The 15,438-nt window shown below is 34.7% G+C and carries 17 protein-coding genes; 16 read left to right on the top strand and 1 reads right to left on the bottom strand.

The features are described from left to right. Positions 1-87 precede the first annotated feature (87 nt). The 9 genes from BM296_RS16880 (at position 88) to BM296_RS16840 (ending at position 7,747) form a co-directional block, all read left to right on the top strand. A complete protein-coding gene (locus BM296_RS16880; protein WP_091904795.1) occupies positions 88-714 on the top strand; it encodes an O-methyltransferase in 627 nt (208 codons plus the stop codon). A gap of 7 nt (positions 715-721) precedes the next feature. Further along, entirely contained in the window at positions 722-919 is a 198-nt protein-coding gene (locus BM296_RS16875; protein ID WP_027066996.1) for a hypothetical protein, read from the top strand. Position 920: 1 nt separating this feature from the next. After that, entirely contained in the window at positions 921-1,547 is a 627-nt protein-coding gene (locus BM296_RS16870; protein ID WP_091904792.1) for a ferric reductase-like transmembrane domain-containing protein, read from the top strand. 112 nt (positions 1,548-1,659) lie between these two features. Beyond that, on the top strand, positions 1,660-2,517 hold the full coding sequence (locus BM296_RS16865; protein WP_091904789.1) for an SDR family oxidoreductase: 858 nt from the start codon (positions 1,660-1,662) through the stop codon (positions 2,515-2,517). A gap of 121 nt (positions 2,518-2,638) precedes the next feature. Next, the gene (locus tag BM296_RS16860; protein WP_091904786.1) at positions 2,639-3,631 is read left to right on the top strand and encodes a 2-hydroxyacid dehydrogenase; all 993 of its coding nucleotides are present in this window, start codon (positions 2,639-2,641) and stop codon (positions 3,629-3,631) included. Positions 3,632-3,851: 220 nt separating this feature from the next. Further along, on the top strand, positions 3,852-4,577 hold the full coding sequence (locus BM296_RS16855; RefSeq protein ID WP_091904783.1) for a siderophore-interacting protein: 726 nt from the start codon (positions 3,852-3,854) through the stop codon (positions 4,575-4,577). 32 nt (positions 4,578-4,609) lie between these two features. Further along, on the top strand, positions 4,610-5,539 hold the full coding sequence (locus BM296_RS16850) for a carbon-nitrogen hydrolase family protein (protein ID WP_091904780.1): 930 nt from the start codon (positions 4,610-4,612) through the stop codon (positions 5,537-5,539). 24 nt (positions 5,540-5,563) lie between these two features. Beyond that, positions 5,564-6,511, top strand: coding sequence for an NAD(P)-dependent alcohol dehydrogenase (locus tag BM296_RS16845; RefSeq protein ID WP_091904777.1), 948 nt, complete (start codon positions 5,564-5,566; stop codon positions 6,509-6,511). Between the two features lie 129 nt (positions 6,512-6,640). Beyond that, entirely contained in the window at positions 6,641-7,747 is a 1,107-nt protein-coding gene (locus BM296_RS16840; protein ID WP_091904774.1) for a polysaccharide lyase family 7 protein, read from the top strand. A 41-nt stretch (positions 7,748-7,788) separates the two neighbouring features. Here BM296_RS16840 and BM296_RS16835 read toward each other — a convergent pair whose 3' ends face one another. Next, complete coding sequence (locus BM296_RS16835) at positions 7,789-8,811, bottom strand: hypothetical protein (protein WP_143099098.1); 1,023 nt, start codon at positions 8,809-8,811, stop codon at positions 7,789-7,791. 210 nt (positions 8,812-9,021) lie between these two features. Between BM296_RS16835 and thiM the strand changes: the two genes are divergently transcribed. The 7 genes from thiM to BM296_RS16800 all read left to right on the top strand — a co-directional run bounded on the left by thiM (position 9,022) and on the right by BM296_RS16800 (position 15,382). Next, complete coding sequence (thiM, locus tag BM296_RS16830) at positions 9,022-9,813, top strand: hydroxyethylthiazole kinase (RefSeq protein ID WP_091904769.1); 792 nt, start codon at positions 9,022-9,024, stop codon at positions 9,811-9,813. Then, positions 9,806-10,447, top strand: coding sequence for a thiamine phosphate synthase (thiE, locus tag BM296_RS16825; protein ID WP_091904766.1), 642 nt, complete (start codon positions 9,806-9,808; stop codon positions 10,445-10,447). Before thiM ends, thiE begins: the two co-directional genes overlap by 8 nt. Further along, positions 10,426-11,079 carry a thiaminase II gene (gene tenA, locus BM296_RS16820; protein ID WP_091904763.1) on the top strand — a complete coding sequence of 218 codons (654 nt, stop codon included), beginning with the start codon at positions 10,426-10,428 and terminating at the stop codon, positions 11,077-11,079. Before thiE ends, tenA begins: the two co-directional genes overlap by 22 nt. Further along, entirely contained in the window at positions 11,067-11,879 is an 813-nt protein-coding gene (gene thiD, locus BM296_RS16815) for a bifunctional hydroxymethylpyrimidine kinase/phosphomethylpyrimidine kinase (protein ID WP_091904760.1), read from the top strand. The genes tenA and thiD overlap by 13 nt, the downstream gene beginning before the upstream one ends. 538 nt (positions 11,880-12,417) lie before the next feature. Continuing rightward, positions 12,418-13,605 (top strand): TlpA family protein disulfide reductase, encoded by a 1,188-nt coding sequence (locus BM296_RS16810; RefSeq protein ID WP_091904757.1) that lies wholly within the window; start codon positions 12,418-12,420, stop codon positions 13,603-13,605. A gap of 142 nt (positions 13,606-13,747) precedes the next feature. After that, the gene (locus BM296_RS16805) at positions 13,748-14,317 is read left to right on the top strand and encodes a Crp/Fnr family transcriptional regulator (RefSeq protein ID WP_091904754.1); all 570 of its coding nucleotides are present in this window, start codon (positions 13,748-13,750) and stop codon (positions 14,315-14,317) included. Positions 14,318-14,380: 63 nt separating this feature from the next. Next, positions 14,381-15,382 (top strand): NAD-dependent epimerase/dehydratase family protein, encoded by a 1,002-nt coding sequence (locus BM296_RS16800; protein ID WP_091904751.1) that lies wholly within the window; start codon positions 14,381-14,383, stop codon positions 15,380-15,382. Positions 15,383-15,438: the final 56 nt, after the last annotated feature.

Here is a 15,438-nt window from a genome sequence, read left to right as displayed (position 1 = left end):
TTGGGAGCTATCCAGTTCCATTGATAATTAAGTATCAAAAAATAATGTAGTTCTAAAAATAGAATTTAATTGATTTAATAAAAAAATATGATTGTCCTACATCAAGAAAACATAAAAGCAACTTTAATCGAACTTTATAATGATGCTAAAAACGATAAAACTAGAATTATAAAAGGTTTGGTCAAGAGTATAATTAGACCAATGCAGCCTGAAGATTTTAAACATGCCTATCTCTCTATAACAGAAGAACAAGGATTGTTTTTAGTAGATTTAATAAAGAAAAATAAGCTAAAGAATATTGTAGAATTCGGAACATCATTTGGTATCTCTACCTTATTTTTAGCGCAAGGTGCCTTAGAAACGAAAGGTAGAATTATTACCACCGAGTTAATTGCTTCAAAGGCTGAAAAGGCTATGGAGAATTTTAAGAAAGCGGAAGTATCCAATATCATCGATGTAAGAATTGGTGATGCCATGCAAACTTTACAAAACCATAAAGAGCCTATAGATTTATTGTTTTTAGATGGCTGGAAAGATTTGTATCAACCACTATTTAATATGTTAGAGTCAAACTTTCATACCAATACAATAATTTATGTTGATAACGCCAACATGAGTGAATCTCGTGCATTTTTAAAGGAAGTTGGTAGAAATGATAAGTATATGCTAGAAAGTATATTTGAAGGTAAAGTAGTATTAATAAGAATTAAATAATAAGTTTATGAGTCAAGTAGCAAATTGCCCAACTTGTGGTAGCAAATCGAAAATAAAAGAGGTTGACGGTCAAAAGGTTTATACAGCGGTACAAGATGAAGAAGCCTTTAATAAAATAGTTCAATTAAAGAAAGCTATGGAAAAGTTCAAAGCAAAATCTGAAGCTTTGGAAAAAGAATTGAATGAATTAAAAGCTTCATTATAATATGGCATTTTTAAAGAAAAATTATGGTTGGATGATTGTTGCTATTTTGGCAATACTTCCATTATTCATTTTAAGCAATATGTTTAAAATTGATATTACTAATGGCTTCCATTTATCATTGGTAGATAACGGTGGTAAAGAAGGTTTGTCTACCCTAGAAATGTTATACCATATTACAGGTGAATTTGCTATTCGATGGATGACTGCTGTACTTACCTGTACTCCATTTTTCATACTATTCGGTGTTAACAATCTATTTGTTAGGCAAGCAATGGGTATTGCTACTGCAGTATGGAGTTTATTGCACTTTATAATATTTATTTGGGCAGAAGGCTTTTTAGAAACGTTTACCCAAGTAAATTACCTAGCAGGTTTTATAGCTGTTTTAATTCTAATTCCATTGTTATTCACTTCTAATAGAAAATGGATGAAAAAGCTAAAAGCCACATGGAAAAAGCTTCAGAGTTGGGCATATGCCGCCATTGTACTTAGTCTTTTACATGTTGCCATATTAGAAAAAACCTGGATTATATATGCCGTAATTGTGGGGTTAGGTTTTATCATTAGAATACCCGTTATAAAAGATAAATTCATCAATAGAAGAAAAAACAAAGCTACTGTAGCTTAAAAAAGCTACCTCTAGGCAAGTCCATTAGGCATACTTTAGAGAACCAAGATAAAATTTCGATACTGGTCTCGGAGCCTTATAATCTCGATTATCGAGGAAAATATAAAATCAAATGAAAATAGCAGTAACATCAGCCAGTGGAAAATTAGGTGCGTCTATTGTAAAACACTTAATTAATTTAATAGGAAAAGAGAATGTAATAGGTATTGCCAGAACTGTAGAGAAGGCAGCCTATTTAGGGGTAGAAATTAGAAAAGGAGATTATAATAGTCGTGAAGATTTTAATTCAGCTTTACAAGGCGTAGACGCCGTTCTTTTAGTTTCTGGAATGGACGAACCTCAAAAAAGAATCCAACAACATAGGAATGTCATAGCAGCTGCAAAACAAAATGGCGTTAAAAAAATAGTATATACGAGCATTGTTGGTGATGAAGATAAAAACGCTTTTAGCCCTATAGTACAAAGCAACAGACAAACAGAAAAAGACGTCCAGGCATCTGGACTGCAATGGGTAATTGGTAGAAACGGAATCTATATTGAGCCAGATTTGGAGTATTTGGATACTTATATTAAAGAAGGTAGAATAGAGAACTGTGCCGGACAAGGAAAATGTACTTACACTAGCAGAGAAGAATTAGGATACGCCTACGCCAAATTATTAATTGAAGATAAACACAATGGTCAAGTATACAATTTGGTTGGTGAGCCAGTAACGCAAAGCGAGTTGGCAGAAAATATCAATAAGGTATATGGCACTAATCTTATCTACAACTCGGTAACGGTAGACAATTATGCTGCAGATAGAAAAGCTGCTTTAGGAGATTTCATGGGTACCGTTATTGCGGGTATATATGAAGGGATAAAAGCTGGAGCTAACGATGTGCCGTCCGACTTTGAAAAAGCAACAGGCAGGGCTCCTAAATCTCTTTTCGAGATGATTTCTGAGTTTAAGGCTATTGAAAAAGAATAACAATATAAAGACTTACTTTTCGGTGTAATCAAAATCAAAAAATGTTCTTTTGTTTTCAATCAATATGTTCATTTCAGGGTTATATTTATCTTCAAATTAAATTTCATATTTAAAAGCAATAATGAGAATAGCTGTCTTTAGTACAAAATCTTACGATCAAGAGTATTTTGAAAAATACAATAAAGAGTACAACTACTCTTTTTCATATTACGAAACGGCTTTAAATCCTGATACTGCTAAACTATCTACAGACTGTGATGTGGTTTGTGTATTTGTAAATGATATTGTAGATGAGAATACAATTAAAATTCTTTCTAAAAATGGAATTAAATTAATTGCATTACGCTGTGCTGGCTATAATAACGTTGACTTAGACGCTGCCGCAAAGGAAAATATAAAAGTGGTAAGAGTACCTGCATATTCTCCAGAAGCAGTTGCCGAACATGCTTTGGCTTTAATTTTAACTTTAAATAGAAAAACACACAAAGCTTATAATCGTGTAAGAGAAGGTAATTTTTCGCTTAAAAATCTCATAGGTTTCAATTTAAGCAATAAAACTATTGGAGTCATTGGAACTGGTAAAATTGGGGAAACTTTCTGTAAGATTTTAAATGGGTTCGGTTGTAAGATTATCGCATATGATATTGCAGAGAATGAAAATGTAACAGCACTTGGTGTGGAATATATGTCATTAGAAAAGGTTTTTGAACAAGCAGATGTGTTATCGCTTCATTGCCCGCTAAACAAGCATACCAAACATCTGGTAAATAAAGCTTCAATAGAAACCATGAAAGACGGGGTTATGATTATTAATACCAGTCGTGGGGCATTGATTAAAACGGAAGATGCCATAGAAGGACTTAAGAATAAGAAAATTGGATATTTAGGTATTGATGTATATGAACAGGAAGAAAACCTGTTTTTTGAAGATTTGTCCGAAATCATTATAGAAGATGATATGATTTTAAGACTGTTAAGCTTCCCAAATGTTTTGATTACCTCTCACCAGGCATATTTTACTAAAGAAGCTATGGATCAAATTACCATTACCACGTTAGAGAATATTACCGCTTTTGACCAGAATAAAGCATTAAAAAATGAGGTGAAACAATAATTAATTTATAATGAAAATTCACTTACACTAGGAGGAGAATATAGGATATGCCAAGAATAAGTAAGGATTAAGGCTCCTTAATTTCTTCTTATGATGACTACGGAGTACAAGAATAACAATTAACATTAGCTTTTTATAAATACTGTTTTACATCAAATTATAAGCAAATCATCGAGATATTAAATTCTTGATTATTTATTCATTACTTAAAGTAAACGAAATGGGTTTAGTTGAAACCATAATAAAGAAAGTACTTGAAAAAGGAATTATCCTTACAAAAACAAAAATATCAGATTCAGTCTATAAAATACGCATTCAGAGTGATGGCATTGCTGATTATGATTTTGTACCTGGGCATTTTTTAAGGCTAGGCGTAGGAATCGATCAAGATGAAATTTCTTTAAAAGACAAAGTAAGAAGTTATAGCGTTTGGGATATTAATAAAGAAAATAGTACGATAGATATTGCCATTGCAACTCATAGTTACGGTATAGGGGCTAAATGGGTAGAAACTTGCAAACCCAATGACATGGTATATTTTAAGTGGAAAAAAGGCAAATTTCTTGTTGATGACTCCGCAGATAGTTATTTAATGATCGGCGATCTATCGGCACTTTCACATCTATATATTATTAATCGAAATCTATCGGATAATAAACAAATAGAGAGCATTATCTACAGTGAGAATATGGATGATTTTTTTCCAGATGTAAATGGTGCTAATCCGTTTGATTTTAATGTGATGAGTGAAAATCCATCCGTAGAGATCATCCAAAAATTGAATAGTATAATTCCTGAAATGAAAGGCGAGACAATGGTATACATTGCTGGGGATAGTAGAGTCTGTATTGCATTGATCAATTATTTTAGAAAAGAGTTGAATTGGAGTGCAAAACAAATTAAAACCAAACCATTCTGGAATCCCGATAAAAAGGGGTTGGAATAATTGTTAACTTACGGTGAATATTTGCCGTATACATGAAAGTAAAAGTCTGCCTAATTCAAGATAGTCCAGTTTTTTTTGACAAGGAAAAAACTATTCAAAAAATAGAAAGTCTTGTAAAAACCCATGCAAGGCAAGGTTCTGAATTAATTGTTTTCCCAGAATCCTTTATTCCTGGGTACCCAAGAGGGTTCTCTTTTGGTGCTGTTGTTGGTAGCAGAACAGAAGAAGGTAGAAAAATCTATACCGAATATCATAAAAACAGTATTGATTTAGAAGGTGAAGAACTCCAAAGATTAGTAAAACTTGCGAAGACGGAGAAAGTCTATTTAGTTATTGGTATCACAGAAAAGCAATCTAATAATGGTAGTTTATTTTGTTCAATGCTTTACATCTCCCCTACTGACGGCTTTTTGGGTGTTCACCGAAAAATAAAACCTACAGGTAGCGAACGCATAATCTGGAGCGAAGACGATGGTAAGTCCCTTGTGAGTTTCGATACTAAAATTGGTAAACTGGGCGGACTCATTTGTTGGGAGAATTATATGCCGTTGGCTAGAATGTCCATGTACCAAAAAGGTGTGGAAATCTATATTGCTCCTACTGCGGACTCAAGAGAAGAATGGACATCTACCATGAAACATATTGCTTTAGAAGGCAGGTGTTTTGTTTTAGGTTGCAATCAGTATTATCGCAAATCTATGTATCCAGAGAAATATCAGCATTTAGTAGAATATGAACCGGAAAATCTTTGTCGTGGCGGCAGTGTTATTGTTTCTCCATTGGGTAAAGTTATTGCAGGACCATTGTTTGATGAAGCAGGAGCTTTAATAGCAGAAATAGATTTAGATGAAATAGTACATGCAAAATTAGATTTTGATGTCATTGGTCATTATTCACGTAACGATATTTTTGAGTTTAAAGCCAACAATCAGCCCGATATAAAAATTGAAAAGAAGACTTAATAATCACATTGATAACTACATAAAATGAAAGCTTTTACCAAAAGAACCTATGGCGGACCGGAAGTACTTCAACTAGAAGAAGTTGAGATGCCTACTGTAAAAGATCATAGCATTTTGGTGAAGGTTATGGCGAACTCCGCTAATCCTGCTGATTGGCATATTCTTCGTGGGAAACCTTTTTTTGCTCGCTTATCTTTCGGATTGTTCAAACCCAAGGAACCTATATTGGGTTCAGATTTTGCAGGTATAATAAAGGAAGTAGGTAACGGTGTAAAAGACTTTAAAGTTGGGGATCACGTTTTTGGAGAAATGTTGGGCGGCGGTGCTTTTGCGGAATATGCTTGTGTACCAACAGAGGTATGTGCCAAAATACCTGAACATATAGATTTCCCTATTATGGCCAGTATTCCCGTTGCCGGACTAACAGCGTACCAAGCGCTAATTACACATGGAAAAATAAAGGCTGGGGAATCGGTTTTAATCAATGGAGCTTCTGGTGGTGTAGGTCATTTTGCAGTGCAATTGGCAAAAGCATATGGAGCAAAAGTAACAGCAGTTTGTTCGTCAAGAAATACAGACTTTGTAGGATCGCTGGGAGCAGATAAAATCATTGCATACGATAAAACCAATATCCATCAGCATAAAGATAATTACGACTTGGTAATTGACACCCACGGTAACCTCACGCATTCAGATTACAAAAGAATGGGTAAAAGAGGTGTAATGGTCGGTTTTACTACTATGAAACATATGTTTTCTGTTTTAATGAGTAATGCAATTAGCAAATTTTCGTTGACTCAATTTACTGCACAAGCCAATTCAGACGACCTAAATATCTTGGCATCATTAGTACAAGAAGGTAAAATTAAAATTCATTTAGAAAACACATATCCGTATACTAATATTCCTGAAGCTATCACTTTTATTGAGCAAATGCGCACAAGAGGAAAAGTAGCTATGGTTTGGGAATAATTCCAATTGTTTATATTTATTAACTGAATATTACAAACATAATCACTTGTACCCGTTATGTAATTTTTAAGCTATAACTGTTAAAATGACAAAACTATTCATAACTTATCCCCCTATATAATAAGAAAAATGAATAAAAATACAATCACATTAGTAGCTTCTCTTTTAGTGTTAGGTCTGTCATTTAATAGCTGTAAGAACACTAATAAAAAAGTAGATTCAGCAACTGAGAATGGTTCTGTTGAAGAACAATTGGATAAAACGGTTTATGCCAGCGATGTCATTCCCTTTTTTGATAATTGGAAGTTGATATTGGGTGATGGTTCCAACGCAGGAATTGCCAATAATTTTGAGAACAAAGACTTCTTTTATACTGTAAATGAAGGTGGTGAGAATTGGGTGGTTTTTAAAGCTCCGAATGGAGGTGATACCCACGGTACCTCTAATAATACGAGGACGGAATTAGCCCAGACTAAAAAATGGTTCCCAAAAACAGCAGATGATAAATTAACCGCTACTTTAAAAGTTATGAATGTATCTGCTACGGGCGATGCTCGCGTTGCAGCGACACATGCCGTTGTGGTTGGTCAAATTCATAGTGCAGATGCCTTTGAGAATGAGCCATTGAAAATATTCTATAAAAAATATCCAGGGCAGACAAAAGGTTCTGTTTTCTGGCATTACGAAATTAATACGGCTGGCGAGGATAATGCCAAAAGATGGGATTACTCTAGTGCTGTTTGGGGTAATGATTTTTCGGTTGTCGGTACTGGTGAAAACACTTATCCGGCGGAGCCTGAAGACGGTATTGCTTTAGGTGAAGAATTCAGCTATGAAGTTGTTGTACAAGACGGAATCATGAGCTTGAAGTTTATGAGTGACGGACATGAGACCAAAACCTTTACAAAAAACTTAGTGGAATCTGAATATGCTACGAAAGCTAGTATTCCAGAGCAAACCAGAAAATTATTTTTCCCTATTGGTCAAGATGGTGTAGAACGTAAAGAAGCGTACACTGGCGAAGGTTGTTTTTTTAAGCTGGGAGCTTACAACCAAACAAATGGTAAATCTCCAGAAATAAATAAAAACTGGTGCTCAGGTGCCGAGACCCATGGTGGTGATATTCAAAAACAATATGCAGATGGTAACTATGCAGAAGTTTGGTTTAAAACCGCGAGCATATCGGTTAGTGATGCAGCCGTATCTAACGAAGGCTATTTCACGAAAAATGATTAATTCAGTCACAAAACAGAAGCATTTTTTTACATGTTAACTATTTAAGGAGCTATAATTTCAAATTGTAGCTTCTCAATAGTACTTCTAAATTCGGTTCGGTTATTAGTTATAGTAAGTCCGCCAATTAGATAATATTCGTTGTTATAGGTAACTAATTGAGCATCTCTGCAACTTTCGTAAAAAGGGGTGTTCATAGTACCAAAGGTATCCGTAATTGTATTATAGTAATGAAAATTCAACGTTGAAGGATCTCTTGTAATATTTCCATTGGCATCACCTGTAGGGACTCCTCCTAATCCAAAAATGATATAATCACCAAATTGGCAAGCAACACCTTCGTCTAAATAGTTTTCGGTTTCTAATACATTTATGGTTTCAAAAACCGTGTAATCTTCATTGAATTTAGATATTTCCATATCCTCCCAATCATTCAAATGAGCTACATATCGCGTATCGTTTATTATAAATGCATTTTCAGGTATGGGATACCAGCCGGCATTATTATCAAAAGTTGAGTGTTCCATTAATTCATTAGTTAAAAGATCATACTTGTAGATGATTTCCGCTCGGTTTATTTGGTCTAAGACATAAACAGCATTTTCAGCTTCTACGTAATACCCTTGTATAGAATATATTAAATCTGATAAAGGAAATGATTTAATGACCTCCCAATCATTTAATTCAAAATCAAATACAAAAAGTCCTTTCCTAATTAATCGATACCATTTTCCATCACGTATAAAATTTAAACCGATATCAAAAGTTGTCTTTGGAGTATCTGTATCTGTGGTTAATAGACTCCAAGTTTTTGATCCAATATCAAAAGCATAGGTCTCATCTTCAGCTGTAGCATAAATTTTATCATCATATACAAAGCTCGTATTAAATTGAGATACAGGCATATCTGCAACAAACTCTGCATTTACAAAATCTAAGGTTTCTACAGGTGCTATCTCTTCAGGGATTGCTTCAACTGGAGGAGTTACAGTGGCATCATCACTAGATGAACACGCCATTGAGATTATCGCTAAAATGAAACAAACACTCTTTCCTATATTTTTCATACTAAATGCTATTCTAACTAGTCCGAATTTACGTGAACCATTCTGAAGAAGCTAACGGAATATCAATGGCTTTATTTTACTTGAATTTATTATACAACGTTAATAACTTATCACAATGGTAACAAGATATTGTTTTCTATTTTTTTGAAATTATCGAACTTAGTTGATTCAGTTTAAAATAAATCAACCAACATAAATTTAATTATTACAATGAGCAGTTTTGCCTCCGTATTAAACCAAATTAGAACCAAGAGCCCACTAGTACATAATATTACCAATTACGTGGTAATGAACAACACAGCAAATGCATTGTTAGCCGTTGGCGCATCACCTGTAATGGCGCATGCTATTGAAGAGGTTGAGGATATTGTAACCATTTCTTCCTCTCTTGTTATTAATATGGGAACGTTAAGTGAGAAATGGGTAGAAAGTATGCTCTTGGCTGCAGAGCAAGCAAAGAAAACCAATACGCCATTTGTATTTGATCCAGTTGGCGTTGGTGCATCTGCATATAGAACAGAAGTTGCCCAAATGATTATGAAAGCTGCCACACCCAATGTAATTCGTGGTAATGCTTCTGAGATTATGGCATTGGCAAAATTGACCAATTCTACAAAAGGTGTAGATAGTACAATGGATACTCAAGATGCTATTGAAGGCGTTACACTTTTGGCTAAGAAATACAATAACACCGTTGTTATTAGTGGTGAAACCGATTACATCATAACCAGAGATATTGTTAGTAAAATAGAAAATGGCAACCCTATGATGGCAAAAATTACAGGTATGGGTTGTACGGCAACTGCTATTGTAGGTGCATGTTTAGGTGTGGAAGAAAATGCGCATTTGGCAGCAACTGCGGCAATGGCAATTATGGGCGTAGCAGGAGATTTAGCAAATGAAAAATCTTCAGGTCCTGGTAGTTTTCAGATGAACTTTATTGATTGTTTATATGAAATTTCTCCAGATGTTTTAGCAGCTAAAGTGAAAACAAATGCCTAAAGTAGACTACGCTTTAATGTATGTTACCGATGACAGCATAAAAGATGATAATAGCTTTTTCCATATTCTGGAAGCCAGCTTAAAAGGCGGAGCTACTATTATTCAGTTACGGGAGAAAACGTGCGATACACAGACTTTTTACCAGCGTGCATTACGGTGTAAAGAAATCTGTGAGAAATATAATACTCCATTGCTTATTAATGATCGATTGGATATTGCTTTGGCTATAGATGCAGACGGTGTACATATTGGTCAGACAGATATGCCTTATGCCGTTGCACGTATATTATTAGGTAATAGTAAGATTATTGGACTATCGGTAAGTAATAAAGAACAAGCCGAGCAGCCTAATGCTCAGGCAGCAGATTATATTGGCATCTCCCCTATTTTTTCTACGAATACAAAAACAACCGATTTAGCAAAACCATTAGGTATTGCCGGATTGAAAGAAATACGCCAATTATATGCAAAACCAATTGTTTGTATTGGCGGAATTAACAAAAACAACACAAGAGATTTGATGGGTCATGGAGCAGACGGAATCGCCATAGTATCGGCAATTTCTAAGGCAGATAATCCTGAAGAAGCATCAAGAGAACTTAAAAATATATTATGCAAGACTGGTACCAACTAGCAAGAGAAAAAACGGATCATATTCTGGAAGCCATCAAAAAACAACCCTTCATTACAGAGTTGATGAACGGTACGCTCCCATCCGATGTTTTTCAGTTTTATATCAATCAAGATGCGATGTACCTTGCGGAATATAAAAAGGTATTGGCAACTGTGGCTATCAAATGCGGGCATGAAGATGATACCCAGTTTTTTCTAGATTCCGCTACAGGGATTATCAATGTTGAGAACGCGCTGCATCAAATTTTTCTAAAAGATAATCAGTTAGCATACGAGCCCTCTCCTACTTGTGAACTGTATACAAGTTACTTGAGTCGTATCGTTACGAATCATTCGGTAGAAGAAGCATTGGCAGCTGTACTACCTTGTTTTACCATTTACAAAGAAATTGGAGATTACATACAGGCAAACCAGACCAATAAAGACGATAACACCTATCAAAGTTGGATAGATACTTACGGTGGCGAGGCCTTTGCTGCTTCGGTTAGCCAAGCTATAGCGATTACCAATACATACGCTGCAAATGCATCTGATGATGTATTGCAAAAGATGGAAGAAGCTTTCGTAAAAGCATCAAAATTAGAGTGGATGTTTTGGGATAGCGCCTATAATAAAGAAGCATGGAAGATATAAAAACACCCTACAACAGTGTCTTGTCCATCGCCGGAAGCGATTCTGGTGGTTGTGCAGGTATACAAGCAGATATTAAAAGCATTAGTGCCTGCGGAGCTTATGCCGCTACGGTAATTACAGCAACTACCGCACAGAATACTTTAGGAGTCACAGATATACACGCCATACCTATTTCTCATATAGAAAAACAATTAGATGCCGTACTTAGCGATATTCAATTCGGTGCGGTTAAAATCGGCATGCTGCATTCTTGTGAAGTGATAAAAGTAGTTCAGGATAAATTAGGTGAATACGGACTCAATAACATAGTTCTAGATCCTGTGATGGTGACCACATCCGGACATAAATTAATTACCGATGATGCCATTGCTTGTTTAAAGAATTTATTACCAAAAGTAAGTTTGATCACTCCTAATATTCCTGAAGCAGAACTGTTGATTGACAAAGCTATCACTCAAGATAATATGCAAGTCATGGCAAAGAGCATCGGAGAACAGTTTCAAACTTCTGTATTGTTAAAAGGCGGACATATAAATGACTATACCATCATAATGACCGATGTATTTTATGATAATAACACAGGAGAAGTAAGCATTATAACAAACCCAAGAGTACATACAGACAATACTCACGGTACGGGTTGTAGCCTTTCTTCAAGCATTGCCGCTTATTTAAGTTTAGGAGAACCTATGCTTAGTGCTATTACAAAAGGTTGCAACTATGTCAATAAGGCAATTGTAGCTGGCAAACATAAAACCTTAGGTCAAGGCAACGGACCTATTAATCATTTTGGGTTATAATTAAATGAAAAACCCTTGCCTAAAAATAGCATTGTACCTGTTTACGATTTCAATTGTAATCGCTATTATTTTAGACGCACGTAAAGTCTTGAATTATAAAATAGGCTCTGGTTATTTTATAGTACTATTTGTATTTATAATGATATTGAACGTATTCTCTTCCTATTCATTTTCCAATTACATTAAACAATTAATTGTTGAAAGAAAGATATCACAAAGTGTATTTATAATTTCTTATGTTTCATTATGTGGAATCTATTATGTTATGATAAAATCCATAGATTACTTTCTTAGTACAGAACATTATTTTACATTCTTTCTGTTCATGCTATTTTTAGGTATACTGCTATTTTCTATTCTGAGATTGTTTTTAGATATAATTACAATTACCTTGAAAAGTAAGAAGTGAACGTATCTCAAATAAATAGTTGCCAGTATTACAAACATCCAAAAGGTAAATTGAAATTAGATTTAATGAAACAAGAATAAATACGATATCAGGGAATTGAGCTATTAAATTTCTACAGAATACAAACTAATGTCAAAAACACCCATAAAAATTATAACCTGCCTTCTTGTAATAGGTCTTAACTTGATGGCTTGTAATGCTCCTGTGGATATATCAGGAAGATTAGAAGGTATAGAAAAGGAAGACATAAAAGTTTATTTAATTGAACCTGAAACGTTACAACAGGTTGCAGCTTCTTACTTGGGGAAAGTCATAGATTCTGCCGTAGTAGATACCGATGGTAGCTTTGAGTTCCGCAACGTACCTAAAAATAAAGAAACTGTATTGTTAGAATTAGCCGTGCAGCATACAGGAAAAGCTGGAAATTATTTACAAAATGATAATGCTAATAGGGCTAATTATATGCCTATTGTTTTAAAATCTAGAGAACCGCTTCATATTACAGCTAGGGTTGATGAATTTCAAAAGAGTTTTAAAATAGAAAACCCTTCAGAAATAAATAATGCTTTGTTAGAGGTAAGGGGTATTAAAGCGAAAGCTTACCAAACTTATCTTGCAGAAAAGCATTGGCAAATAGAAGAAGGCAATGAATTAATAGAAAAAGAACATGCTATCTTACAATATAAGACAGCATTAATGAATTTTGCAGATACCACGCAACACCTTCTGCCTGCATTGGTAGCGACAAGATGGGTAAGTCCAGAGAATGATTATGAACGTGTTCCTGAATTTTTAGTGAATCAATGTGAAAAGTGGAATAAAAAACAATCTAATAATCCTTGGGTACAACAGCTTTGTAAATTAAGTGAGCCGGAAAACTTACCTGTTTTAATAGGAGACGAATTTCCTAATCTCATTCTTCCTATGTTAACACAAGAAACGCTACACTTGAAAGAAGTATTGGGTAAAAAGCTTACAATTATAGACTTGTGGGCATCATGGTGTGCTCCTTGTAGGTTAGAGAACCGTAAAGTTTTAGTACCGCTATGGGATGAATATTACGACCAGGGTTTACAAATAGTTGCCTATGCATTAGAAAGTGATGAAGCAAGCTGGAAAGCAGCGGCAGAACGCGATGGAGCAGATCGTTGGCACCAAGCATCGGATCTGCAGGGAGATGATGCACCTTTTTTGAAGAAAATTCGTGTTCGTACAATTCCAGCCAATTTTATTCTCGATGAAAATGGTGTCATCATAGCTAAGAATATTCACGGAGAAGATTTAATGGATTTGGTTAAAAATCATTTTAAAAAGTAATAAGCAATTCACCCAAAAAACTTCTCAGACCATTTATATTGTAGCAATAAGTCATTATTAGGCCCATCGTTAATAACTAATTAGAAGTACGGCTGTATGTGTTTGCTTTGAGATTTGTAAAAAACGAACTTCGTTTTCAACAATGGAAAATCTAATTAACTACATACGGTCAAGAGCAACCATTTCGCAAACGGATATTGATCTAATTAAAAAATATTCCGTGTCGGAAGAAGTTCCTGCGCAAACCATTCTCTTAGAAGCAGGAAAAGTAGAACGGTATATTTATTTCTTAGATACCGGTATTGTAAAGGGATATCAGAATATTGACGGAAAAATAGTTGTTCAGCATCTCGTTGCAGAGCAAGATTTCTTTACATCGCTAGAGAGTTTTATGACAGAGACTCCGTCAATGGATTATTACGAAACTGTAACCGCTGCCACCCTAGTAAAAATAGCAAAGCCGGACTTTGATCTGTTACAAAGAGAGACCAGTTTCTGGGCAATATTTGTGAAGGAAGTCACCAATGAGCATTTAAATTGTAAACTAGAACGTGTAAAAGATTTTCAGATTTTAACCGCAAAAGAGCGGTATCAAAAATTTGTAAACCAGTATCCAACATTAGCTTTAAACGTATCTATAGATAATATCGCTTCCTTTTTAGGAATGGAACCACAATCGCTAAGTCGTATTAGAAAACAGATCGCTTTCTAACAAATGTTATTTCTTACCAATTAAAAGTCACTGAAATTTGCCTAAGCAAAATTCAAAAATAGTATGAGCAACGAGATATCATTAGTAACAGGCGGTACCGGACATTTAGGAAACAACTTAATACGATTATTACTTGCCAATAATCAAAAAGTTAGAACAACTGTTAGAAATACGAATAATACCGCACCTTTTAAAGGGTTGGACTGTGAGATTGTACAGGCAGATATAACTGATAAAGCCTCTTTAAGAATGGCATTTGAAGGGGTCACTAATGTATACGCAGTAGCGGCAAATTTTAGTATGTGGGCAAAAGACCCTAAAACTGAAATTTATGATAACAACCTACAAGGAACCCAAAACGTTTTTGATGTCGCTAAAGAATGTGGCGTACAAAATATTGTATACGTAAGTTCTGTAGCCAGTTTAGATTTCACCAAACTACCCGCCAATGTAGTTAATGGCTATAATAAAGATCGAAGAAACTGGTATTTCAATTCTAAGAACGATTCAGATAAACTAGCGGTAGCTTTAGGTAAAAAATACGGTATTAGAACGGTATTGGTTTTACCATCTGCAATGGTTGGTGCTATAGCGTTTAAACTCAGTTATTCTAACAATTTGGTACTACAAGTTTTAAATGGAGAAATACCTGTAGATACTAGTGTTACCTTAAATTGGGTAGATGTAAAAGATGTTGCTTTAGGCATGTTCAATGCAATGACAAAAGGCAGAGATGGCGAGCGCTATATATTAGCGAATGAAACACATACTACCTTACAAGAGAGTGTAAAAATCGCAGCAGATCTATACCCAGAACTAAAGTTAAAAATGCCTAAAAAAGTACCAAAATGGCTTTTGTATGGTGTAGCTGGTTTAATGGAATTTAGCAGTAAGCTTACCGGTAATGAACCTTTATTGCAGCGACATTACCTAGATATGTTTTATGGTTTAAAACAAGACTATGATATTCGTAACTCTAGAGAAGAATTAGGCTTTAACCCTAAACCTTCTAAAAAGGCCTTGGAAGATGCGCTTGCGTATTTAAAAAACGACTGGAAAGTATAACAAACAGGCTAAATTGTATTAACTCATTCGTTAATAACTTTCTTACAAATTATTTG

This window comes from Maribacter stanieri, from assembly GCF_900112245.1.
GTDB lineage: Bacteria > Bacteroidota > Bacteroidia > Flavobacteriales > Flavobacteriaceae > Maribacter > Maribacter stanieri.
Note: the sequence above shows the minus strand (reverse complement) of the source record. Positions and strands in the feature narration are given on the sequence as shown.